Here is a 24,144-nt window from a genome sequence, read left to right on the forward strand (position 1 = left end):
ATCCGTGGGGACTGAAACCGCATGAGCTCGCATCCGTGCGCGCGACGTTGGCGCGATTTCCGGAAATTCGCGAGGCCAGAATTTTCGGCTCCCGGGCCATGGGGAATTTCAAGACCGGGTCGGATGTCGATTTGGCGCTCTACGGAACCGGTCCGCTGGCCTGTGTCACGCGTATCAGCACGCTGCTGAATCAAGAACTTCCACTCCCGTATTATTTCGATGTCATCGATTACGCGAGCATCAGTAACGCCGCACTACGCGCCCACATCGATGCGTTCGGAGTGTCGTGTTACGTGCACGTGGTTCCCTGAGGACTTTATTTTATTATGCGACAAAACTTGCGCCAGGCATGGGCATTGAAGGCCTTTGTGGGGCACTTAGACGGGCTCGGCAATGCAAGCGGGCTTGGAGGATGGGGGAAAAATTGGCAAAAAATGTAAGGAAATCAACGGCCGCATTTTAATAGTCGCAGAGCGTAAAATTCAGGCCAATGTTTTCAACGGGTTAGACATGGCCAATCCGTGCGTAGCGCTGCTCTTACTTTTCTTAGCAACATCCTGCGGTCGCAGCCGATAAAGAGGTAAGGGTTGGTGTGCCCGCGGTTGGGGCATGGGATGCTTTATTAAGGTGTCGGGTTATGGGTAAACCACCGGTGGGTCGGGGGCGTGCGGGCTATCCGAGCAACTTTTTGATCCCTTTCCGCAAGGGAGCTGGATTCGCTTCCGTGGGGACAGGTACCTTCAAATGCCCAAATGGCAGCTATTTGAAGGTACCTGTCCCCACTCAGATGCAGATAGCCGGGGGGGCGTTTGGCGGTGTGCCGCCCGGTGGGGCATCGTTTTCCGGTCTGCCGCGGTTTGGCAGCGCATCGCCGCTTTCGTATCCCCCACTCGGTTTCCCCAGTCCCCAGTCACTAGCCCCCAACCACGGCCTTCCCTTAGCGTTCACTGCTGCGACGAGCGGCGATGATGCTGCGGCCCGCAGGAGTCGCCCTGCCGCGTTGGTGCCGAATGAAGCGCCGGGCGTGAGTCCATCCGGGACGCGCGGACTTTCCGCCGCCGATGCCGGTGATGATCCGATCATGCTGTGGCTCGAACCGTTTGCGGCGCATCTGTACGACGCATATGCGCACGATCCGGCGTGGGTGAAGGACTTGATGCAGGGTGAGATCGCCGCAGCACAGGTGCTGGATGCGGCGGCTGTGGCGTGGGTGATGGAGATGCAAGGCTGGTCGGCGGCCGACACGTCGCTGCTCCCGATCATGCGCACGATGGCGGGACAGTTGGCGCAGGCGTATCGGCGGATCGCGGTGGGCAATGCGTACCGCCGGACGGTTGCGGCGCAACAGGCCGTTGTGGCGCATGCCCAAGTGGCGGTGGCAACGCGATTGTCGGAGGTCGAGGCCGATGCGCGGCGCACGCGCGACGCGGCTGCGGCAGCGGATGGGGAACGTGCAGCGGCGCAGACGCGCTGGGATGTGGAACGTGGATGGGCGACGGCGCGGACGGTGCAGGATCGCGCGGTCGCGGAATTCGTTGGGACCCACGGCGAGGCGTTGCGGGGGATGGTGGGCACACTGCAGGCGTTGGCGGCGCAAGGCAGTGGCTGGATGGACGCGTCCGCGCATCAGCAACTGGTCGCGATGACGGAGGCGTTAGCGCGCATTGGGGCGGTGGTGCCGGTAGAAGAGTCGGCGGATGCAGTGGGACCGGAGCCCCTTGGTGAACCTCCCCCTCACCCTACCCTCTCCCCAATGGGAGAGGGGGGAGATCTTGCGCGAGATGTGGTTGCCGAATCGCTCCGTTTGGTCTGCGAGGCCTTTCCGGGAACGGTCGTGACGCCGCGGTTGCGGGAGATCGCGGAGATTGTCGCGGCGAAGGATTTCTTTTGGGAGGAATTGCAGGCGCGTGCGTTGGTGGATTTGTTGAACGTCGCAGCGGACGTGGTGCACGAACACTCGGCCAAGTTTGGCGGTAAACCGCCTGCGTTGCCACTCTGGTTCTTGGCGGAAGTGGTCGGCGATATCGTACAGAGGGACTCCGTGTTGAATATTGAGATGGCCGATATTGCCGTGCGGGTGCGCTTTAGTGATTGGTTGCAAGGAAAATTTGGTCAAGCGGTTTCCGCGCTCTGTGGCTTGCCGGACACGTTATATGCGGCCGCGCTCGATCGATTCTTGGTGGCGCGATTGGATGTGTTCCGAAAAGGGATTAGCAGTCCGCTGGAGTGGTACGACGAAACTCTGCGCGAGATCAATCCGGCGTTGTGCTTAGGCGCAGCGGCGGGCGATGCGGCCGATGGGGAGGCTGCGCGGGATGGTCGGCAGGATGAATCCGAAGCAGTACCGGCGCCGGGTGTGGATGCAGCCGTCGAGGTGGATGCCGAAATTGTGGATAATGCCGACGCTGCGGAACGGCTGGCATCGATGGCTGAAGTACGTGCGGCGCTCGAGCAGTTAGAACTGTTACTGTTGAATCATCCGCGGCTGTTGCATCAGCTGCGTGCCGGATTGCAGCGCACGCGCGGTCTCCGGGGCAGCGTGGCCGATGCGTGGATCTTAGCCAATTTCCCGCCGCGCGCCCAAATCGGGCTCGATACGGTGCAACAGCTGATCGATCGCGCGCATCAGGCCGACGCGGCGTTGGCTCGCTTGGACGCGGCCCGCGAGACATTGCGACAAATGGTGCGCGCGCCATTCCTGGGGATGATGGTTCGTGAGGCGTTGCAACTTAATACGGACCTGGCCCGCAGCGGGGAGATGATTTCAGCCGTCGCGGAGTGGGTGCAGACCGCGGAGCCGAGCCTCGCCGCCACGCTCCCCGGCGCGCGAGATATCTTAGAGCGATTTCAAATTACGCGCGACATGCCGCCACAGACGTTGGTCGAGCGCTTTATCGGGGCGATCCAACTGTTCAGTGCCACATTCGGCGATGCCGCGTTGCGCACGGACGTCTGGGGAAGGTTCCCGCCGCAGCATTTAATTGCGGCCGTCGTGCGGGTGACGGAGCGCATACAGGCAGCGGATCCCGCGATGACGTTGCCGGAAGTCTTGGCGGCACTCCGGGAGTTGGAATCGGCCATTGCCCTGTTGGACTTGAAGCCTCCACCGATCGCTGAGGTCGAGGAAGACGTGATCAAGGACCTCGGCAGGACCTTGCTGGATGACCATCAGGTCGCAGCGCGGGACGTTGGTCATCTCGTCCAACGGCTCACGCGATTGCGGGATGATGGCTACGTGGAACGGGACTTGCGTGGGGAAGATCATGCGGGCGCGGTGGAGGCGTTGCAACGAGCGGCCGATGCGCTGAAAGAATGGGCGCTGCGCCAACAAGTACGGGTGCCGCTCGAAGCAGGCGTTGCGACGCTGACGCATGTGATTCGTGCGTATCTCCAAGATGGCATCGGCACGAACGTCGATCCGGTGTTCCGCGTGGGGGAGCGGCGCTTTAATGCGGCGGCCTGTGCGGACGCAGTGCGGAAACGTGTGCAGACCCATTTGCAGGCACAAGGACGCGAGGACGCGGAGCTCGACGGGCTGCTGTTACGACTGACGATCGACGACGTGATTGCGATCTTACGCGACAATGCCACTCAAATCGCCAAGACGGTCAAGGCGGTGCGGAAGCGTCCGATACCGACAGTGGTCGTGATGGCGGAAGACGCAACGCCGCTGGCGATGGCGGTTCGGGACGTTGGAGCCGTGCGGGGTGTTGGGAACGACGCTGCGGCAGCAGCTGCGGAAATCGGTGGCGCTGCTGCGGCGGAGATCGTGTCGGAAGAGGGCGCGGTCGATAGTGTCGCCGCGCCACTGGCGGGCAGCAGCGCGTTGGCGCCGGAAGCCACGGCCGATGTCGCTCAGCCGGACACCGGTGGGGTGACAACGGCGACGATCGCGCAACAACTCGCGGATCATTTGGGGATCGACCGCGGCGTGTGGCAAACGGCGCTGGATGGCGTGTTGGCGCGGGTGGAGGCCCTGTGGGCGGCGATCGATGCGCAGAGACGGACCGTCTATAACAACCATGCTTGGGGAGAATTGAATGGGACTGATCGGAGGCGGGTGCTGCGCAAGGCACAGCAGCCGTTGCTTCGTTGCTTGACCGATACTGTACTGCCTCCGGAACAGCATGCGTTGATCGTGGACGCCGTGGGCGCCGCGCTGGGTGATCCGGAGCGACTCATGGCCTTGCTCGGACTTTTCCTCGATATCACGATGCACAAGTTGGATTCGGGGCAAGTCGTACGACTCTTGCGACGGGTCCACGCCGCTCAGGCGCGCCATGGCGCACGAGTGGCTGGGGTCAATTTCTACGGACTGCTCCGTTCTCTTTATGTCCGGGGTGGGGGGCGTCCGCTCGGTCATGTCGCGGAAGAGGCGTTTGTCGATTTCGTGGCCGGTCAGGGTCGGACTGTAGTCTCGATCGGCGAGGGCCTTCCGGGCGAGGCGCGGAGTGCGGATTTTCTGCTCGACGCTCGCGAGGTCGTGGAGCTCAAGACGGTCTGGTGGACAGGGGATTGGCAAGATTTTGTGGGTCGGCTGGAATCCGTCTTGACACGAGACGCCGTGGCGCAACTCGAAGCGTCTCGTGTGGTTCTTGGATTGCCGGACGACACTCCGATCACGACCTGTTTTGTGGTGCCGGACTTGTTAGGTCCGACGCTGAGGGCCGCACTGAATCGAACGCTTACGGGAGATCAGTTGTCCACCAATACCAGATTGTTTCGGGCAGGGTTGCGGCAAATAGTCCAGTTTGCGGGTACGCGCCTCCGGTTACAGATCGGGCTGCTCTCCAGAGTGCTGGGCGATCTGACGGAAATACTTGAGATCCCTCCCTATGAGGCGCCACCTCCGCCCATTTCCATCGACGCTGCCTTGGCCGCCCAACTGACGGCTGCGACCGGGCTGACTGCGGAACAACTCATGGCGCCGAAAGTGGATGGAGTGCAGCATCCGTTGACGGCGTGGCTGGATGCCGTCGGGACGCAGGTGTTGGATAGCGTGGACGAGGTCCCGGCGAGCTATGCGGCGTTACGAACATGGCTCGAACAGCAGGCGCTGGCGATCTTGGCGATCGACGTGCCGATAGCGCGCGAGCAGGTGAACGCGGTGATGGCGCAGTTGTTAACTTGGCGTGTGGCGGTGGAGGCGTTGCCACCGTATCTGACGGAAGTGGTCAGTCAGTGGGAGAGTGCGCAGCGCGCGGCGTTGTTGTCGCTGGTGCCGGCCGCGACCGATACGCTGGTCGACATGTTGCAGGACGTGGAACTACCGCCGTTGCCAACCGCGTTTACGGCGGATGCGCTCGAACGAGCGGCTGTTGCGTGGGACGCGGCGTCGCGTCGGCTCGTGGCACGTCTGGAGCAGGTGACAAGTCGTGACGCGGGCAGAGCCGAAGGGGCGCTGAATTTGTCGGAAGGGGCGGACTGCGTGGCCGAGCTGCGACGCGACGGCCCTGTCAAGGTGGCTGAAGAGTTGACCGCAATCCAACTCGCACTGCGTACGGTGTCGGAGCCGCGTCCGGACTTGTTGCAGGGGATTGTGGAGCGTTTGGACAAGATCGGGGCCTTCGACGTCATCTTCGGATGGAAGACCTATCCGTTTGCAGAGCAAGTGACCTTGATGGCGCAGTTGCGGCAGCTGTATCGGCGGGTCACGGAATGGACGGCGGTTGCGCAGCAACGGCGGGCGTTGGCGGAGGATGAATTGACTGGCAGACAACGCCGGCAACTGACGGATGCGTCCACGGCCCTGCAGCAGGCGGAGACGTTAGCGGTGTTTGAACTGCGATTGCATGAGTACGATGCGGTAGTGATGCGGACTGCTGCGGAAGTGGCGAGCCACGCTGACGTTGAGGCGCGGAAGCGAGAGGTGAAGTCCGTACATAAATTCCTGATTCGAGAGCTAGGGATCTCATTTCCCTATGACCGTGCGCAAGCGGCCGTGACAACGATTGCGAAGGCGAGGGGCGTGGTCAAAGCGGTGATGGCGGCGAATCGTGGAGATGTCTCCGTGCCGGTCATCGCAGAAATCTTGAGTTCCCTCGAGATCTGCAGTGAGAGCCTGGGGATCATTGGGGCGAAGACAATGAATCAAATTGTGGAGCATTTTGCCGACCTGTTGCTCGCGGGTGGACGGTTGGAAGAGTAGAAAAAGGAGTTCGTATGACGCGATCACGTTTCATTCATCCGTTCTTGTCGACTGGGCGGGCGTTTCCTCCGTCCGCCTCCGGCGGACTGCGCGGCGCGGCAAAGCCGCACCTTGCCCCCCCGGCCCTTTCTGCACCCGCTGAGCGGGGCAGGCGTTTTTCTCCGTTGGGCGGCCACTCTTCTCTAGGTGGGGTGGAGCGGTTTGGAGCGCTCGCAGCGAATTTTACGGCGGCCGGTGGAGCGGGACAGGCGAAGGATGCGGGATCGCTAGGCGCGGGGAGTGGGAGCGGCGGCGGGGTGGTGCGAGGCAATGGGGCCGCGACGGTCGAGGCTTCGGAATCGGTCGCGGAGCCGCCGAGCGCGAGTGCGTTGTTGAGTGCGGAGCAGCGAAATGACTTGGGCGCGACCTTGCTGCCGGCATTGGATGCGTTAGCGGTCGAAGTGCATGGGTTGTTGGCAAGCCACGTGGTGACGCTCGAGACATTGGCGACGGCGCCGGAGGTCAGGGCGGCCGCTGGACAGCACGCGGCCGCGGCGATGGGACTCGATAGCTCTGCTGAGATGCAGGCGGGCGTGAAGGCCGCGATCGACATGATGGTCTCGCATTTGGTGCAACAGTACGCGCAGGTCGCGGCGGCGTACGAGCGCTGTTGGACCGTCTATAGCGACTGGCAGGCCGCGACACAGGCGCTGGCCGTGAACCAGCGACGGATCGCGGATGTGGCGGCGGAGGTCGAGGGGTTGCGCGCGGCGCAACAGGCGGTGGCGACGCAGTATGCCGACGCAGCAGCGGCGCATGCGGCGGAAGTGGAGCGACTCGCGCTTGCTGGCGAAAGTTATCGCGCCGTCGCAGATGCGGTGCGCGACGGACGGTCCGCGTTGGCGGCGGGTGCGGAAGTGATGACGCAATTGACAGGTATGGTTCGCGTATTGGCGCCGGATGCAGCGACGAAGTTGGATGGGTTTCAGGTGTTGATTGCGCAGCTGTTGGACTTGTCGGCGCCTGTTGGAGAGTCGGTGGGTGCGGTTGCTCCGGAGCTGCGCACTGGCGCGGCGGAGCCGGAGCCACCGGTCCCCGCAAACGAGACCACGACGGTGGGAAGTGAGGGCGCGGCGGTTGTTGGGGCCGCGACTGTAGGCGGTGCCACAGACCCCGCAGCAGCACGGACAATGGTGATACAGCGTGTGATAGGCGACCTGGTGCGCGATATCGAGCTGCGCGTGGCGGCGGCGAGCGGCGGCGAGTTCGTTGACCGCCCACTGCCGCAGGGCTTCGTGGCCGCGCTCGTGGAAAAGGTCGCGGTGCGGCCGTCGGTCAGTCGTAAGGAAGAGGCGGCCTTTGAGTCGGATTTGAGAAGGACGGCCGCAGTTGAAATCAAGGACCGTCTGTCCAAGCGAATCGGTGGTTGGGTCGCAGCATTGTCTCAGCGAGGATTGCCGCCGGACCAAGTCGCCGACATTGTCGTGCAGGTGATGGAACACGCGTATGCGTCCCGACTCCGTGCGCCGAATCCGGAAGCGCCGCACGAACTGCGTGAGAATAATGCGCGATGGCTGGCGGAGGCATGCGCGGTGTTGGGAATCACGGCGGTGTCCGCTTCGAGTGGCGCGGGGGCACAGGCTGGCGATCGGCGTGCGGCGGAACCGGCGGTCGAGCCAGCGCCACAGCCACGTCATATTGGGTCAGGTGTTTTTAAGCTGGCGTTTCACTTGTTCAACGTGCGCGGGGCGGATGACAAAAATCCGGGCGGCCACACGGATGCGGATCGGCAACAGCTCGCCGCATTGTACGATGACCATATTTACTCAAAGGACAAAGACCAGCGCGACGCGCAGCTTGAAGCCGCCGTGGTGGTGAATAGTGCGGCGCGCATGGCGGTTGAGGTGGCTGTTCAGGGCATTCGCGACGCCGCCGCTCGCGAGACCGAGCGCATGGCGCAGTTGCGGGCCGTGCTGGCGTTGATGGTGGAACATGCCCGCACCGCCAATTCCTATCCGGCGCGTGCCGCCGTGCTGGCCATGGTCGAACAGGTGGCCGCGGAGCGCGCGGCGCGAGCGTCGGCCGGTCCGGCCGCAGGGCCGGAGGTGGCTGTGGCACCGGCGAGTGCCACGGCAACGGCCGAGGAACTGCAGCCGGCGATAGACGCCGTCAAAGGGGATGCCACCGTGACGAGTCTCGGCGTTCCCGATGCGTTTCTTTCGGCAGTGGCGCGCCGGGTGGCCAATCGTAGGCGCACGCAGACGGCAGCCGGTGGACTGCGGGTCGGGGAGGCCGCGTCTGCGGTCTTACAATCGGTACAATCCAGCATACTCGCCGAACTGGTGCGGCTTGAACGAGCGACCGAAACGGCGATCGCGCAAACTGCATTACGTGAGCCCTTTCACGCGGCCTGGTGGGCCCTCGTGACGGCCTGGATTGAATCAGGGAAGGGGCTGGATCATGTGAAGGATACGGCGCACACCTGGTTGGGCGCGGCATGGGTCGCGGCGCGTGGCGATTTCCGCGCGACCGATCCCTTGGAGGAACAGATTGCCGCTGTGTACGGGCCGACATATTTCAAGAACATGCTGGAGGCGTTGCGTGAGGGGACTGAGGGTGTTCCCGACGATGTGGTGCGCGGCGCGGCGGCCCTTGCGATGCAACGGACGGCGGATGGATGGGAATCGAAATTGACGCGTGGCCGCGAGGTGGTGGCGAATTACGTCAAGCTGGCTGGCGATGTGGACGCGATGCTTCAAGCAGAAATCGCGGATGCAACGCTCCGCGCGCGAGTGCAGGAGCGGCTGCGGCAACGGATTCACGGATATTATCGGAATGTCGAGCGGGCGTTCACCGGCGCAGGCGAGGTCGAGGCCGAGGCCTTCAAGTTCCAACAATTCAATCGCCCCATATTGCAGGGCTACGTCCGAACGCTGCGAGACACGCTCGTGCCGGACGATCAAGTCGTTGCTGCGGTCCTGCAGCGGTTGCAGCAGCTGCCGGAGGCCCAATATGGAGGGCGGTTGTTACCGGCGGCGTATCTCCAGTTCGTCGTACATCGTTTTGTGGATAAGTTGAGGGAGCAGGTGGCTGCAGATCAGCTCATCGAGCGCGTCGTGGCGCGTGCCACTGAGTTTTTGCGCCGTTCGGACCGAATGGCATCCATTCGCACCGTGGCGGAACGAGTGGCCGCTGCAGCGCAGATGACTTGGAGCGACGCGGGATTGACCGATGTGGTCCATTGGGTGGTCGGCGAGCGACTCGTAGCCACGCTACAGGAACGGGCAGCGCAAGGGACGGAGCTGCGCGGGAATTTGGAGCCGTGGAATGCCCGCTGGTGCCGTGAGGCATTGGAGGCAAAGCTTGGGAATCCGACGGCGGCGCAGCCGGCGCCCGTTCCCGAACCGGCACCCGCTCCTAAACCCCCGGTTGTTAAGGCGGAAACTCCAGCGCCCACCTCGGTTGCGGTGCCGTCTGTTCCAACGCGACCGGCGGCAGTCCCCGCATCCGCACTGACTGTGGCCTCCCCAGCACCCGCGCCCGCGGCAGCAGCGACTCCGGCACCACGGATTGACGCCGCAGCGCTCGCTGCCAAACGCGCGCAGCGTGCACAGCTGAGTGCACGTTTTGCTGCTGCGAGTGGACGATTGGACGCGATCGAGCGTGAGATCAACGGTAGTGCAGAGGAGTTACAGAGCGAGCTGGCCGAGGGGCGTCGGATGGTGGATGCATTAACCGCGGCCGAAAACGGCACCGGCCTGGATGACGCCGCCGTCAAGCAGTTGGAAGGCCACCTTGACACGTTAGCAGAACTGGCGGAGTCGGCGAAGGCGGCAAAAGAGGAGTAGTAGAGCATCCAGATTGCATTGCTGAGTCACATGCCCCGGCAGGAGCGAGAGGGGAGTTCCGCGGGCCGTTCGCCTCGCGTTACGGCGCTCGGCTTACTGAGACCTCGCTCGGTCGGGCTTCAACACCATAGATCTCCCTCGCTCAGGCTCGCCCGGCCCTCGGAACGAGCACTGACAACGGCAGTGTGGAATGCGCCGCAGGACCCGTACTTCTTCATCAATATTGCAAACACGCACTGGCAGTAGTCACGCCTTTCCCAGCAGTTCTTCCAGTGCGTACAGTGTTTTCTGCGGGAAACGCTTGAGGGGATAATATGGGGCGATGACTTTCACGGCGTCGGCGTAGCGCGTGATATTCAAATGGCGCAGCAGATAGCGGACGTCGTCCAGGTCGTGGAACTCTTCGCCGATCCGCATACTCAGGCATTTCATCGCCAATAAATAATCGGGTCGGGCCGCAAAGATTTTCAAATGGCTCAGTGCGAGATACGGCGCGAACGTGCCACGCGCGCTGCAATAGCCTTTGACCGCATCGTTCAGCCAAGATGGATCGACGTGGGCGCGTTGCGCGACTTTGGCGGCGGCCTTGCGCAATTGCGCCGTCGGTTGAAAGAGTGCGTCGATGTCTTGTGTGGCGGGGCGCGCCTGATACACGAGACACATGACGGCGCCGCCGACCAGATAGACTTCGCCGTGGACGGACTGGCGTTGTAATTCCTCGTTGAGCAATGCAAACAGCCGCAGGATGTCGGTTTCACGCAGCATTGGCTCCCTCCCAGACTACACACGATCGCCGATCGTGGCGTCGATAAAAATGTTCCGATTCCGAAACGGCGGCGGTGCGGACACCAACAAGAGCGGGCGTACCGACAAGAGGTCGGTGCCGAAGACCGGCTGCGCCAGTGGCGCGATGTCGGCGACCCACGGTGGCGGCACGACGCCGCAGCGATGCGCGGCGCATTCGACCATCGCGGCGACATAGTTGGCGAGATATGGCGACACGCCGCGCGGCTGCGCCGTTGCCAATGCGGACGCGAATGCGCTCGCGGGGAGCGCCGTGAGGTAATCGTTGATTGCGGCGAGCGCAAAGCGCGCGTCGGCCGCGGTCTCCAAGGCGCGGAGGCGTTGCGACCACTGCTGCGGGCGCGGCGGCAGAAGCTGCGACAAGACCCAGGCCGACATGTCCATCCCGGCCCGCTTCGCCAGCGCGCGAATCGCAGTCTTCTGCTGCGGATCGACGCGGATCTGCATCCAGGTGTTTTTCGACGGCGTGGTCATAGCCTCAGTGTAGGGAGTTGGATGGGAATGTCAATACGGCTGTATTGACAGTGCGATCTCTAGAGCACTCCTTTCTCTAAGGCTTACGCAAGCGGCGGATGATTTTTTTCGTGAGCTCGTATACGTCGCGCTTATCGCCGGCCTTGCGGATGCCGAGCGAGAGGATCGTGACGACGCGGCGCGCCGCATCCACCCGATAGATGATGCGGAAACGATTGCCGAGACAATGGTGGCTGAGCAGTCCCTGCAGTTCGCCACGCAGCGGGGCGCCTTTCCGTTGCGGGTCAGTGGCAAGCGTTTCGATATGATCAAGCAGCTTGGCGGCAATACGGCGGTCTCGTAGCGCCATGCTGTTGATCAACGCGCTGGCTTCGGCAGTGAGGACAACCTGGCAAGGGACATCCGGCATCGTGGTCATAACCGTAATTGTTTACGCACCGCCTTCAGCGACTTGACTCGTCCGCGCCGGGCGTCTTCCAGGCCTCGTTCGATCGAGGCCATCAGCGCGGCATCGGCGGTGATGGCCATGGTTTCCTGCATGTGTTCATAGGTTTCAATGGGGAGGATCACCAGGACGTTTGTCCCGCGCCGCGTGACTGTGACGACGGCCGGTTGTTTGGTCAAGGTGTCGGCCAAACCCAACAATTGTTGCCGGGCCTGGGTGATGGTTAAGGTTTTGTCCATGATGCCTCCTCAAAGTGTACATATTATGTACACTTTGATGGACATTTTGTAAAGAGATGTTGCGGTCCATTGCCGAGGCCGGTTCGGCCCCTCACCCGACGCTGCGCGCCACCCTCTCCCCGTCGGGGCGAGGGGAAAATAAGGAAATCAGGTCTATGCAGGCAACTCTTTCCGTGGCCTGCCGATAGAAGAGGGGTATGAAAGTCATTCGAGGCTCAAGACCCCGCCCTCCCAGCATGGCCTGCCGGCAGCAGGCCATGCTGAAAGTCGAGGGACGAAGGGGCGCCGATTCAATGAGTTGCGCCGTTGGGGGGCGCGCGGCGGGTGGGCAGAGTGCCGCCGCGTTTCACCATGCGCCGTTGGGGATGGCGAGTCCGTTCGCGCCGTGGCGGCAGGCGGATTCGATTTGCTACGTGACGTCGGGGGATCGGCCGGGGGGCGACGATCCCGTCGCTTCGGCCGCACGGTCACTGTTGACACTGAGCGATCCGACGACGCTCGGCGGGATCGGGAATGCACTCACCCATTTCGCGCGCGATCAGCCGGACGCGCGGCGGCATCTGGTGGCGCTGCGGTTGCGGGCGGGGCGGGCGTATCCGGAATTGCTCGCGACGCTACACACAGCGGCGCTGAAGACGGTGCGTGGCGACGGCGAGACGCGTTTGCCGTGGGCGGCGACGATTACGATCGGCGACCATGCGGGGAACGAACTGCTTCGCTACGAACCGGGGAATGGGGTGTGGCCGCATCATTTTGTCTTCACGGTGGCCGGACCGAAACAGGCCGCGACGAATCTGAAACAGAGAATTACGGAAGTGCGCGCGCAATGGACGGAAGCCGTCGCCGACGAATTGGTGGAGTTGCGGCTCGGCTGCGCGCCGGCGGAGTTGAACGCGCATATGCGAGGGAAATTGGTGAGCGAGTGCGCGGCGGGGTTGGAGGTGTTGCGGGCGCGCGGATTTCGGAACGTGCTCGTTCGGGCGGGGATTGAGACGCTGGGGGCAGTGCGTGACGGGGAGGTCGTGGGGGCGGAGCGAGCTATAATAGATGCGTTCTCCCCCTCACCCCGACCCTCTCCCCAACGGGAGAGGGGGGCGCTTGGGCCTGATCGGGTGACCGCTGCGGATTTTGTGACGCCGCTGCCGATCGACGGGCTGGGCGGTCCGCATCTGATCCCGACGATGCCGCAGATGGCGCGGGACCGGGCAACCGCGTTGGCGGAGGTCCCGTATCGGACAACCGACATCCTCGCACTCCCGAGTTGGGGGGAATTTTCCGCCGCGACGCCGTTCGCGATCCGGACGTTACAGGGACACGACGGTATTCCAGATTTGACGGCGATCTGCGCGGACGCGACATGCCCGTTGTCGATCCGGGCGATCGGTCTCCCAGTGCCCCGGGCGTTTGCGGCGTTGTGTGACGCGGCTTTGCCGGTGTCGTGCGCGCTGCATACCAACACCAATGGCAGCTACATTCGGTACCTGCGTCCGGACGTTGGCGTGTTCGGACATGAGTTCACGCTGCCGACCGTGTTGGTCGGGCCGATCGTTGCCGCGCTGTGCCGGTTGGCCATGCTGGATCCGGCCCGCGCGCGGGTACTGCAACAATCGCCATTGGCGATCACATTGATGCAATTCGCCTCGGTGCCCACGTCTCGTTTCATCGACTGGCTCGATGACGTGTTGCGCTTGTTGCGCGAGCGCGGATTCGCGCAGGTCGTGGTGCGGGACCGCAGCGGACACGTGTTGGCGGCGAGCGATCGTGTGACGGCAGTCCCGCCGCAATGGGCGGGGATGGAACTGCCGGCTGTCGCTGCATTGCCCGATCCCGTTCCGGGACAGGGCGGGCAGCCGCTGCGGATGCGGGGCGATGGCGTGCCGGTCGACACACTCATCGCGCAGCTCCATGCGTGGCTGCGAATGACGGAGCGTTCCTTTCCGGTGGAGGTCTGCTTCGCGACGCCCACACTCTCTGAGTCGTTGATCGCGGCAGTGCGCGCGATGCAGCGGGAGTATGGCGCCGCGCGGCTCCCGCGGGTAGCCGTAGTGACGCCGCTGGAACAGTGGGAGATCGGCGAATGGGGGACGTTGAGCCAGTGGTCGGTCGCGCTGCGTACCGTCGCGGCCGCACGAGGGTTGGCGCTGTCGCGGACCGATCTGGAAGAAATGATTTCCATGTTGCGCCTGTTCGGGGCCGAGGCGCTGTGGAGCGAGGATCACGCGCGGTCGCGCGTCGGGCCGACGGCGGTGCCGGTCGCGATCGATCCGGCGGTGTCCCATGCGCTGGCGCTGAATCGTGCCGCACGGGTGTTCGCGGTGCGGATTGGCGGCGGCGAGTCGGGCGTGTCGGCGGGGCAATATCTCCCCTATGCGGATCTGTTTGCCGGTTTGGCGGAACAGGGCTGGGCGCCGTATTTGCTCGGCCCGCCGGACGCGGCGGCGCAGAGCGCGGCGCATGAAGGTCATATGTTCGCCGGGGTGCGGGGGTCGGCTCGTCCGCCGTTGCACTGTCTGGTGCGCTTGGGCGCTGGCGCAGATCTGGTGGTGCGACACTTGCCGCTGTTCGAACGGGTCTGGCGGATGGCCCGCGCGGCGGCGCGGGACGCAGCCCGATTCGATCGGAGTTTCGCGAGTCCTGGCCGTCCGGATTGGACATTGCCCCGCGAGGCGGAGTTGACGTTGCTCCGTTGTTTTTGCGTGACGATGGCGTTGGCGGAGTTGCGTCGCCCAAGCGATGCGCTGCTGGAGGAAGCGTGGAACGCGGTCGGCAGGATTGCGGACTTGGGGCTTGACGCGTCCGAGAATGATCCGGCCGCTCCCTGCTGTTCACTTCAGCATCCTTGGGGGGGCGCGATACAAACGATCCGAACTGCGTTGCGAGCGGCGCGGGGTGTGAATTTCCCGATCGCGCGGCCGGAGGATTTGGCTCCGACGGAATTCGTCGAGGCCGGACGGGTGCCAACAACGATTCCGGTCGGCGCGACGCCGTTTCTGCGTGCGTCCGAACAGGGGCGAGGCACAGAATCGACCCTCGCGGGGTCGGCTGCGGAGCAATGCGCGGCGTTGCGAACTCAGCTCGCGGCGTTGACTACTGGGAGTGTGCCGCAGGTCACTTTTTTTGCCAGGGCGGTGGCCGCAGTAGAAATTTTTCCCTTGCTGAGCGATCCGGCGCTCTCCGGTTCGATTGAGATCGTGGGCCAGCACGTCGGCGTGTCGCGAGCCCCCCTCGCGGCGGGTGGGTATGGTCTCGATATCAGCAGTGGGTTGGATATGCTCGGCCGCAACATCGAGGAGCTGTTGAGCGCGGCGGAACGCGGTCCGGCGCGCACTTTGCGCGAACTGCCGATCAGTATCACGCTGCTCCGCTCGGCGCCGCTGATCACGCGCGGCATCCAGCACTATTTGGAAGACGCGCTGTGGCGCTTGCAACGCGCGGGATATCGGGCCGTCGTGGTGCGTGACAATTTGGGCGATGTGATTGCTGCGACCGACGCGTTGCCGGACGACGTGCGCGCGCGCCTGGAGGCGCCGCTGTTCACGTGCCCGGCGGATGCGGATGCGATGGCTGCGGCGGACGAGGCGGCGTGGCAAGACTTCTTGACCGCGTGCGATCCCGACCGCGTGCCGCGGACGCGGATGACGCGCGATCGCTATTTGCGCGTTAACGATCGCGTGGCGGTGCAAGTGTTGGTCGATCCGGAGCTGGGTGTGCCGCGTGGCGTGGTGATCGACGGGGCCGCAGTGCCCGATGATTGGCTCGTCGCGTGGTTGTTGGCGTTGACGGACGGCGGAAACCGAGAAGCCGCGTGGTTGCGTAGCTGCCCGATCGAGCTGCATTGGCGCGATCAGGAGGTGCCTGCAGCGCTGCTCCCACTGCTTCCCTCCCTCGATGCGATGGGCGTGGCGGGCTCTCTGTACGGGCTGCGGATCGTGACCTCCTGCGCTGAGTACTTTTTTGCGACGACGGAAGTCCTGGAACGGTACCTCGAAGCCTATTTGGCGGTGGTACGGCGGCAGCTGCAGTGTGTCTCGAGCGATGAAGAGCTGTGGATGGGGAAGACGATCTTGCTCCAACTGATCATGGGCCGTACTGGGGATATTCCATTATCGCCGAAGCACAACATAGAAAGTGGCTTGCGGGCACTGAGCATGCAGCGGCAGCAGGAAGAGCGGATGCGGCGCGGGTACGTGGAGCGGGGCTATGCCCTGTTGCCGCTCCCGCTCCTCTTTGAAATGGTGATGCGGCAGATTGTGAGCAGTCGCGTCAATTTCAAACTCATAGCGAGTCGGGGCGCGATTGCGCAACTCGATGCGGCTCGCTGGATGGCGGAAATTCCCGATCTGGAGCGATTGTTACTTCCCGGACCAACGTTGCACCCTCTCTGGCGTGAGCCCATAGACCGCCAATGGGCCCAGCAATTCGGCGTGGCCCTCACGACGCCCACAGTAGCGGACACGTTGCCGCCGCTGAATTTGCTGATCCAGCTGGCACATTACGGCAGTTATCGTTTCCGATCCGCGCTGTTGCCGCGCGTCTGGCCGGTGATGTTGGCGCAACAACGCGATCGGGCTCGTTACGTGGCGCAGTTTGCATTGCCCGTGGCGGACTTTGCGGAGTGGCCGCCGTTCGAGGGCGCGGTGCAGCGCGAAGCGATCAAGCTCTGTGTGACGTGCCAAGCGCTTGAAGTGGAGCGGACGTTGGAGCCGACGCCGGAGTTGATTGCCCGCGGGTTTGCGGCGGTCGCAGCGGAGATCGAGGCCACGACCGACGCGGAATGGGCGCAGTGGAATACGGACGACGCGGCGAAGCCGCCGAACTGGTCGCTGCAACGGCCGGAAGGCCGGGCGCTGGCCGCCGCGCGCGCGGTGGTGCGGGGGGAAGATCCGCCGCGGTTCGAACGCGCGAGCGAATCCGCGCTCGCGGCGCTGCCGTTGCCGCCGGGGTTTGAACTGGCGGACGTGGCGGTGCGGGATGTGCCGCTGCAATCGGTCACGACACGGATCCCGCGGCTGCCGCCGCTGTCATTATTCTCACCCGGCGTCGGTGCGCGGATCTGGACAATTGAGTCACGCTCCGGAGCCGCACTGACGGTCGCCGGGGTGTTGCGCAAGATTCTGGAATTACAGGTCGAGGGAAACGCGGTGTTGATTGGGGGCATCGAGTTGTCCCGGTCCGATATCCTGCGCGTGCTGGCAATGATCGACGGGCCTGCGGCGGTAACGCTCACTTATGGATCGGCGCTGTTCGGTCGCATCCCCGACGCGACCGGACGCTGTTGGGGGTTCCGCGTCCACGCGCCGCCGCGGGCGATGGCTGCCATCATCAAGGATCTGCTGCTGATCGCAGCGGAACCGGAGGGTGCGGCCCTGCATGCGGCGCCGATAGAGTTTCTGGTTGCCGAACTGGGGGGGCCGACTGATGGCGCCTTTCAGCAATGGGCCACGACGGCCGTCCACTTCCTCCACGCCGCCGGCTATACGCAGGCGTCGGTGGTCATCAACGGCGGTCCGGTCGTGGCCGCGGCCGATGCGCTCGACCCACTCCCGTGGCCGCTGTTGCCACGCCGGCAGTTGGCGCAGCCGCCAGTGGGGACGCGGACGATGGCAGTGGCGCCGGGCCCGATTGTGATAAAAAGAGAGATGTTCGATTGGAGCCGCGAGTTGGTCAACGCGTGGCAGCGGTGCGGCGACGTGATCTTCGTCGCGGATGACAGCGTGGATGAGCTGGTGAATGCGGTCAGCATGGTCCTGTCGTTGGCGCGGAGTGAACGGTCGGGCGGAACGCGGCGCGGCGATGTGTATGTCCGTGCCGGGGCGGAGATCGTGTGCCATCTGTCCACCGATCCGCAGACCGGGACGTTTCAATACATGGAGCTCCATGGCGAACGGATCCCGGCCCCGGCGCTGCTTCGACTGCTGCGAGGACGTAGCGCCACGGCCCCGACCGACGCTGCGCTCCTGACATTCTCCTTGCCGTGTCCGCTCCTCATCCATTTCGACACGCCGGCGATTCCGATCGAGGTCATCGGGCTGCTGCAGCTGCTGGAGGCGCCGCGACAGTTGCCGCCGAATGGGGCGGTGATCGTGACGACGCCGATCGGCTGCTTCGGCGTCGGCGCGGCGGCGATCGGCGAGCTGTGGGCGCGCGGCGTGGCGGCGCTCACGGAGCGGGCGGGCGTGGTATTGGCGGAGGGCGAGGCGCGCCGGGTCGGCGCCTTTATGCTGGGATACAGCGGCATTCCGCCGACCGATCCGGCCGTCCGTCGTTTCCGCCTGGCTCCGGATGAGACGTGGGAGCCCGACGCGCTCGAAACGTGGCGTGTGCTGAACGACCATGCCATTCCACATATCGCGAGTTACGGCGGCGACCTGCCGCGATTCGTCTATGCGCTGCGGGCGCACGACGCGTTGGCAGGGTTGGCATTTACGGAGCTGCCGCCGCGGATGGGCATCGAGCAGACGTTGGGCGCCGCGGCGGCCCGTGGACTCGTGCCGTGGCTCCAGGCGGCGGGCATGACTACTGGGGAACGGACAGTGCAGCTCCGCGCGGCGCTTACGGATCCGGCGATTGATGCGTCCAGTCCGCCGCTTGGGCTATGGTGGGCGTTGGCGGCGCAACACAGCGCGGCCACGGACATCATTCGGGTTTCTGATGTGGCGCGGATCTGGGCGGCCGCATTGGCGCAAGCGTCAGACTCGGCGGCATACATACGCCAATTTTCTGGGACGTTGCACACGGGCGCGTCGCCGGACGCTTCGCGCGTTGTGCTTTCCGCCGCCGCCGCCCGCGAGGCGTGGCGAATTCGGTTGGTCCATTTAGTGTTGGCGACGTGTATCGAACCGAGTGACGACCTGGTCGCGCGATTGTATCGCGCGGTCTGCGCGCAGGCCTTGCCGGAACCGTGGGAACCGCCGGCGACGGTCGACGTGTTCCCGAACGATCCCGCGCATCCGTCGTACGTGCTGATCCAGGCATTGCTCGCCGTAGTCACCCGCGCTGAATCCGCGTCGCCCGACACGACCGCCCCGCGTCCCGCAACGGCGCTCCATCTCAGTGGATTATTGATCCTCTCCGACCTCGGTCCCGAGGCGGAGCTGGTGCGTGTGCTGTTAGGGGATCCGCCCAAAAGCGATCCCGATTAAAATCATCGCAGTGGGGACAGGTACCTTCAAATCCCCATTCGGCGCTGATTTGAAGGTACCTGTCCCCACTGCGATGATCATTCTCCCGCACCGTCCGGCGGCGTGTGGATTGGGGTTCCGAGGTTCCGAAGTTCGAGGAGAACTGCTGACAAGTGCGACATAGCACAACTGCGCACAATTTCCCATTTCCAATTCCCAGCCTCCGGTCACTAGCCACCAGCCACCAAGCCACCTCGCCAACACTTGACGCATAACGATGTACATGTGTTGCTGTACAGGTATGAAAACGATCACGGCAACGGCGTTGTGTCAGCGGCTCTTTCGCGTGTTGGACCAGGCCACGCGCACGATCCCCACACGGGTCCGGTATAAAATGCGGGACGCCGTGATCCTCGGTGATGCGCAGTACCGCGCGTTGACGACGCGCCGCAAATCGCCGGCGGCACGCGGCCGGGGGCTGCGGCCGCTGATTGCCGGTCGTATCCGCGAGCCGCTCGATGAACAGACCGACGCGGCGTTGCGGGGATATTTGGGTGTGTAATGGCCTTCGTGCTCGACACGCATGTGCTGCTGTGGCGGCTGTTGGAACCGCGCCGTCTTCCGCAGGCGCTGCGCACGATTTTTCTCAACGAGGCATCGGAATTCGTTTTGACAATTTCTAATTCCTCATCCCCAGTCACCAGCCACGAGTCACCAGTCACCGCTTGACCCCACTCCCTCGCCCCTCTAGAGTCCGGCGCCATGTCACACGCCGAATCGTCCGAGTTGGTGGCGACGCCCGATGCCGCTGCCTGCGAACTGCCGAAGGCCTACGAACCGCGCGCGGTGGAAGCGGCGTGGTATCCGCGCTGGTGTGACGCGGGCCTGTTTCACGCCGCCGACAAGACGGAGAAAGACGGCAAGGGAGACGGCCGCAAATCGTTCAGTATCGTGATTCCGCCGCCGAACGTGACCGGCGCGCTGCATATGGGCCACGCGCTCAATTGCACGTTGCAAGACATCGTCGTGCGACTGCGGCGGATGCAAGGCTATAACGTCTGTTGGTTGCCGGGGACCGATCATGCCGGGATCGCCACGCAAAACGTGGTGGAGAAACAATTAGCGACGGAAGGCGTGACGCGGCAGCAGTTGGGGCGCGATGCGTTCGTGCAGCGCGTCTGGGACTGGAAAAAACAATATGGCGATCGGATTGTCGAACAATTGCAGCGCCTCGGGGCCTCGTGCGACTGGTCGCGACAGCGCTTCACGTTGGACGATGGCTGTTCGCGTGCGGTGCGCGAAGTCTTCGTGCGGCTCCACGAGCGCGGTCTCATTTATCGCGGCGAATATTTGATCAACTGGTGTCCGCGTTGCCATACCGCGCTGTCCGATTTGGAAGTGGAACACGAGGCCCATCAAGGTTCGTTGTGGCATGTCCGATATCCGTTAACCGTGCCGGAACTGAGCGAAGACGAGGCCACGGCCCACGAGTCACCAGCCCCCAGCCCCCAGCCGTCCGCGATCATCGTCGCTACGACGCGTCCCGAAACCATGCTGGGCGACGTGGCCGTGGCGGTGCATCCTGACGACGAACGTTATCAATCGCTGATCGGGCAACGTGTGATTCTCCCGCTCACTGGTCGCACTATTCCGATTATCGCGGATCAGCGCGTGGATCGCGCGTTCGGGACCGGTGCGGTAAAGGTGACGCCGGCGCACGACTTAAACGACGTCCGGATCGGCAATGATCACAAACTCCCGAGGATCAACATCTTCACGTCGGAAGCGGCCGTCAATGAACACGGCGGTGTGTTTGCGGGACTCGATCGTTTCGAGGCGCGCAAGAAGGTCGTCGAAGGATTGGAACAGCTGGGCTTGTTGGAAAAGACCGAACCGCACGCCCACAATGTCGGGCATTGTTATCGCTGCAAGACGGTCGTGGAGCCGTCGCTTTCGCCGCAGTGGTTCGTGAAGGTACAGCCGTTGGCGGCTGCGGCGAGCGCGGCGGTGCGCAAAGGGCAGACGCATTTCTCGCCGAAGAGTTGGGAGAAGACGTACTTCGATTGGATGGAGCGCATCGAAGATTGGTGTATCTCGCGCCAAATTTGGTGGGGGCATCGTATCCCAGCCTGGTATTGTGTGAAGGCGGGCGAAGCGAAAGGCGCGTGTCCGCCGTTGGTGGCGCGGGAGCGTCCGGCGCGGTGTCCGCAATGCGGGGATACCGAGCTGCGCCAAGACGACGACGTGCTCGATACCTGGTTCTCCTCGGCGCTGTGGCCGTTCGCCACGTTCGGGTGGCCGGATCAAACCACCGCGTTGAAGACGTTCTATCCCACCTCGTTGTTGATTACCGGATTCGACATCCTATTTTTCTGGGTCGCACGCATGATGATGCTGGGACTGCATTGTATGGGTGAAGTCCCGTTTCACCATGTCTACTTTACTCCGCTGGTGCGCGATCCGCTCGGCCAGAAAATGAGCAAGTCGAAAGGCAACGTGATCGACCCACTCGCCGTGATCGACCGCTTCGGCACCGACGCGCTCCGCTTCACGCTCGCCGCGCTTTCGGTGCAAGGGCGCGACATTAAACTGAGCGAGGAACGGATCGAAGGCTATAAGCATTTCTGCAACAAACTCTGGAACGCCGCGCGCTTCCTGTTGCTCCAATTGGGCGCGTTCGAAGGCGACGTGGCCGCGCAGTGCGGACCGGACGCCGATCCGGTCGAGACATGCGACTTGGCGTTGGCCGATCGCTGGATCCTGCACCAGTATCAACAAACGGTCCGTGCGGTCACGAAGGCGTTAGAGGCATACGAGTTCGACACCGCTGCGCATTGTCTGTACCGATTCGTCTGGCATGAGTTGTGTGATTGGTACGTGGAAGCGAGCAAACCGCGCTTCCGTGGCGGCATCGCCGGACGGCAGGCCACGCTGAAGACACTGGTCGACGTGTTCGACGGGACGCTGCGTTTATTGCATCCCTTCATGCCGTTTATTTCCGAAGAATTGTGGCAACGACTGCGCGTTGCCGTGGGCGGTCCGGCGGCGTGGGAAGGCCGGCGCAGCTTGGTCGTGGCCGCGTGGCCGCCCGTCACGAAGCATCCGCTGTATATCAAAGAGGCCAAATTGTTCGACCAACTCGCGCGGATCATTACCGCGATTCGCACAATTCGCAGCGAACACCAAATTCCGCCGGTGCAGCGTTTGGCGGTGGTGTTGCGGACTACCGATCCGACGATGCAGAAGGTCATCGGCACGCACGGGACGTTGCTGCGCGAATTGGCGCGACTCGATCGACTGGAAATGCGCGTATCGAAGGTGTGCGAAGGCCCAATGGCTGCGGCCGTCGTGGATGGGGTCGAGGTGTATGTCCCGCTCCGCGGCTTGATCGACGTCGACGCGGAACGAGCGCGATTGCAAAAAGAGATCGAAAAAGTCGAGAAGACGGTGCAAGGCGTGCAAGCCACGTTGGCGAACGCGTCGTTCGTGGAACGCGCGCCGGCAGAGATTGTGGAGGCGGAACGCGAGCGCTTGGCCGCGGCCGCAGCGGAACGGCAACATTTGGACGCCGTGCTGGCGCGATTGGTAACGACGCAGGGGTGACTGGTGTGCAACATGCTGCATAGCTGTACGGCGTTGTCGCATGATCAGTGCTCACGACGGGGGCCGGGAGGCTGGACCCGGCACCCCCGGGGTACGCTATCGCGGCGCCATCGAGGCGCCGCGCGCTCGCCCTCGCCGTTTTCGTCGTTAGATTCCGCGAGGAGAAAACGGCTGCGAGAGTCCCCGGGAGTGCCGGGTCCAGCCTCCCGGCGCATGCCAATCACACGCTGTGTTGTTCCAGTCGCCACGATGATGCCCAGTGTCCCCATTGGCGCTGTCGATGGTGAAGTGCACACTATGTTGGGGCGCATTTGCAAAATTTGATGAACGTCTGCGGGTGACCGGGGGAAAGGGGCATAGGCCGTGGGGGCAAACGGGCGTGCGTACCATTGTGTGGCTGGCCACTTGGGATGATCCGGGGATAACGGCGGTAGCGCGCCATCACGAGCTCTCACGTTGCAGGGGAAGCCGGCCCCCACGGCCTATGCCCCTTTCCCCCGGGCAGGCCCCGCACTCCGTCATTAATTTTGCAAATGCGCCCTGTGGACTGGGAGGATGGAGATGAATAGCCCGAATGCTACAGAATTAATCCACGTCGCATTGGCCGAAGACATCGGCGGCGGCGATATTACCACGCTCGCGACGATTCCCGCCGCGTCCCGTGCCGAGGGCCGCATCGTTGCGAAGGCGACGGGTGTGTTAAGCGGATTGGAAGTAGCGCAGGCGGTCTTTCACGCGGTCGACGCGACGCTGCACTGGCGTGGGATGCGCCACGACGGCGACGCCATCGTGGCGGGCGACACGTTGGCCACGTTGCACGGTCGGACACGCTCGATTTTGTCCGCCGAGCGGACGGCGTTGAACTTTCTGCAGCGCCTCTCCGGCATCGCATCGCTGACGCGCCGTTTCGTCGACGCAGTCGCCGGGACGCCCGCGAAAATCCTCGACACGCGCAAGACCACGCCCGGCTGGCGCGAATTGGAAAAATACGCAGTGGTTTGCGGCGGCGGCGGCAATCATCGCCACGGTCTGTACGATCGCTACTTGATCAAATCCAACCACACGAATCTCTGCGGCGGCCTGCAGGCCGCGTTGGCGTGCGTGGAGCAGCAGCGGGTGGCCGGATTCCTCGTGGAAGTGGAAGTCCGCACACTCGACGAATTGCGGACCGTGCTGCCGCACGCCGTCGATATCGTCATGCTCGACAATTGTTCGCCGGAGACGGTCGCCCAAGCCGTGGCACTGGCCGCCGGCCGCGTGCAGTTGGAAGTCTCCGGCGGGATCACGCTCGACAACATCCGCGCCTACGCCGCCACCGGCGTCGATTTCATCTCCATCGGCGCCCTCACCCACTCCGCCCCCGCATTAGACCTGCATCTCGTGGTGGAGTGAGGGGTAGGGATTGAACCTCCTCCCGGCACACAGGCGATCCGATAATGCATTTGAATGGGGACAGGTACCTTCAAATGCAGCATTGGCAATG

Annotated in this window: 12 protein-coding genes; 8 read left to right on the forward strand and 4 right to left on the reverse strand. The window is 63.6% G+C overall.

The annotated features are described in order from the left end of the window. The first annotated feature begins 11 nt into the window (after nt 1–11). The 3 genes from HY696_01065 to HY696_01075 all read left to right on the forward strand — a co-directional run bounded on the left by HY696_01065 (nt 12) and on the right by HY696_01075 (nt 9,975). The gene (locus HY696_01065; GenBank protein MBI4236990.1) at nt 12–311 is read left to right on the forward strand and encodes a nucleotidyltransferase domain-containing protein; all 300 of its coding nucleotides are present in this window, start codon (nt 12–14) and stop codon (nt 309–311) included. A 476-nt stretch (nt 312–787) separates the two neighbouring features. Continuing rightward, entirely contained in the window at nt 788–6,148 is a 5,361-nt protein-coding gene (locus HY696_01070; GenBank protein MBI4236991.1) for a hypothetical protein, read from the forward strand. Nucleotides 6,149–6,162: 14 nt separating this feature from the next. After that, the gene (locus HY696_01075; protein ID MBI4236992.1) at nt 6,163–9,975 is read left to right on the forward strand and encodes a hypothetical protein; all 3,813 of its coding nucleotides are present in this window, start codon (nt 6,163–6,165) and stop codon (nt 9,973–9,975) included. Nucleotides 9,976–10,221: 246 nt separating this feature from the next. Here HY696_01075 and HY696_01080 read toward each other — a convergent pair whose 3' ends face one another. The 4 genes from HY696_01080 to HY696_01095 form a co-directional block, all read right to left on the reverse strand. After that, on the reverse strand, nt 10,222–10,740 hold the full coding sequence (locus tag HY696_01080; GenBank protein MBI4236993.1) for a hypothetical protein: 519 nt from the start codon (nt 10,738–10,740) through the stop codon (nt 10,222–10,224). Between the two features lie 15 nt (nt 10,741–10,755). Then, complete coding sequence (locus tag HY696_01085) at nt 10,756–11,253, reverse strand: hypothetical protein (protein ID MBI4236994.1); 498 nt, start codon at nt 11,251–11,253, stop codon at nt 10,756–10,758. 76 nt (nt 11,254–11,329) lie between these two features. Beyond that, complete coding sequence (locus tag HY696_01090; GenBank protein MBI4236995.1) at nt 11,330–11,671, reverse strand: type II toxin-antitoxin system RelE/ParE family toxin; 342 nt, start codon at nt 11,669–11,671, stop codon at nt 11,330–11,332. Continuing rightward, on the reverse strand, nt 11,668–11,937 hold the full coding sequence (locus tag HY696_01095) for a type II toxin-antitoxin system Phd/YefM family antitoxin (GenBank protein MBI4236996.1): 270 nt from the start codon (nt 11,935–11,937) through the stop codon (nt 11,668–11,670). The genes HY696_01090 and HY696_01095 overlap by 4 nt, the downstream gene beginning before the upstream one ends. Nucleotides 11,938–12,230: 293 nt before the next feature. Here HY696_01095 and HY696_01100 point away from each other — a divergent pair, with 293 nt between their 5' ends. The 5 genes from HY696_01100 to nadC all read left to right on the forward strand — a co-directional run bounded on the left by HY696_01100 (nt 12,231) and on the right by nadC (nt 24,053). Next, nucleotides 12,231–19,079, forward strand: a complete 6,849-nt coding sequence (locus tag HY696_01100; GenBank protein ID MBI4236997.1) for a hypothetical protein — start codon at nt 12,231–12,233, stop codon at nt 19,077–19,079. A 280-nt stretch (nt 19,080–19,359) separates the two neighbouring features. After that, complete coding sequence (locus tag HY696_01105; protein MBI4236998.1) at nt 19,360–19,620, forward strand: hypothetical protein; 261 nt, start codon at nt 19,360–19,362, stop codon at nt 19,618–19,620. Continuing rightward, nucleotides 19,620–19,787, forward strand: a complete 168-nt coding sequence (locus HY696_01110) for a hypothetical protein (protein MBI4236999.1) — start codon at nt 19,620–19,622, stop codon at nt 19,785–19,787. The genes HY696_01105 and HY696_01110 overlap by 1 nt, the downstream gene beginning before the upstream one ends. 33 nt (nt 19,788–19,820) lie before the next feature. Further along, nucleotides 19,821–22,661: a valine--tRNA ligase gene (locus tag HY696_01115; GenBank protein ID MBI4237000.1), complete on the forward strand. Its 2,841-nt coding sequence runs from the start codon at nt 19,821–19,823 to the stop codon at nt 22,659–22,661. 555 nt (nt 22,662–23,216) lie between these two features. Continuing rightward, on the forward strand, nt 23,217–24,053 hold the full coding sequence (nadC, locus tag HY696_01120) for a carboxylating nicotinate-nucleotide diphosphorylase (protein ID MBI4237001.1): 837 nt from the start codon (nt 23,217–23,219) through the stop codon (nt 24,051–24,053). The last annotated feature ends 91 nt before the right edge of the window (nt 24,054–24,144 follow it).

This window comes from Deltaproteobacteria bacterium (assembly GCA_016210045.1).
In the GTDB taxonomy this organism is placed as follows: domain Bacteria; phylum UBA10199; class UBA10199.

Bases quoted from the DNA above. Each gene is read 5' to 3' on its own strand.
- HY696_01090 (MBI4236995.1), bottom strand. From the start codon at position 11,671: ATGACCACGATGCCGGATGTCCCTTGCCAGGTTGTCCTCACTGCCGAA.
- HY696_01085 (MBI4236994.1), bottom strand. From the start codon at position 11,253: ATGACCACGCCGTCGAAAAACACCTGGATGCAGATCCGCGTCGATCCG.
- HY696_01075 (MBI4236992.1), top strand. From the start codon at position 6,163: ATGACGCGATCACGTTTCATTCATCCGTTCTTGTCGACTGGGCGGGCG.
- HY696_01095 (MBI4236996.1), bottom strand. From the start codon at position 11,937: ATGGACAAAACCTTAACCATCACCCAGGCCCGGCAACAATTGTTGGGT.
- HY696_01100 (MBI4236997.1), top strand. From the start codon at position 12,231: ATGAGTTGCGCCGTTGGGGGGCGCGCGGCGGGTGGGCAGAGTGCCGCC.
- HY696_01070 (MBI4236991.1), top strand. From the start codon at position 788: ATGCAGATAGCCGGGGGGGCGTTTGGCGGTGTGCCGCCCGGTGGGGCA.
- HY696_01105 (MBI4236998.1), top strand. From the start codon at position 19,360: ATGAAAACGATCACGGCAACGGCGTTGTGTCAGCGGCTCTTTCGCGTG.
- HY696_01115 (MBI4237000.1), top strand. From the start codon at position 19,821: ATGTCACACGCCGAATCGTCCGAGTTGGTGGCGACGCCCGATGCCGCT.
- HY696_01080 (MBI4236993.1), bottom strand. From the start codon at position 10,740: ATGCTGCGTGAAACCGACATCCTGCGGCTGTTTGCATTGCTCAACGAG.
- nadC (MBI4237001.1), top strand. From the start codon at position 23,217: ATGGAGATGAATAGCCCGAATGCTACAGAATTAATCCACGTCGCATTG.
- HY696_01110 (MBI4236999.1), top strand. From the start codon at position 19,620: ATGGCCTTCGTGCTCGACACGCATGTGCTGCTGTGGCGGCTGTTGGAA.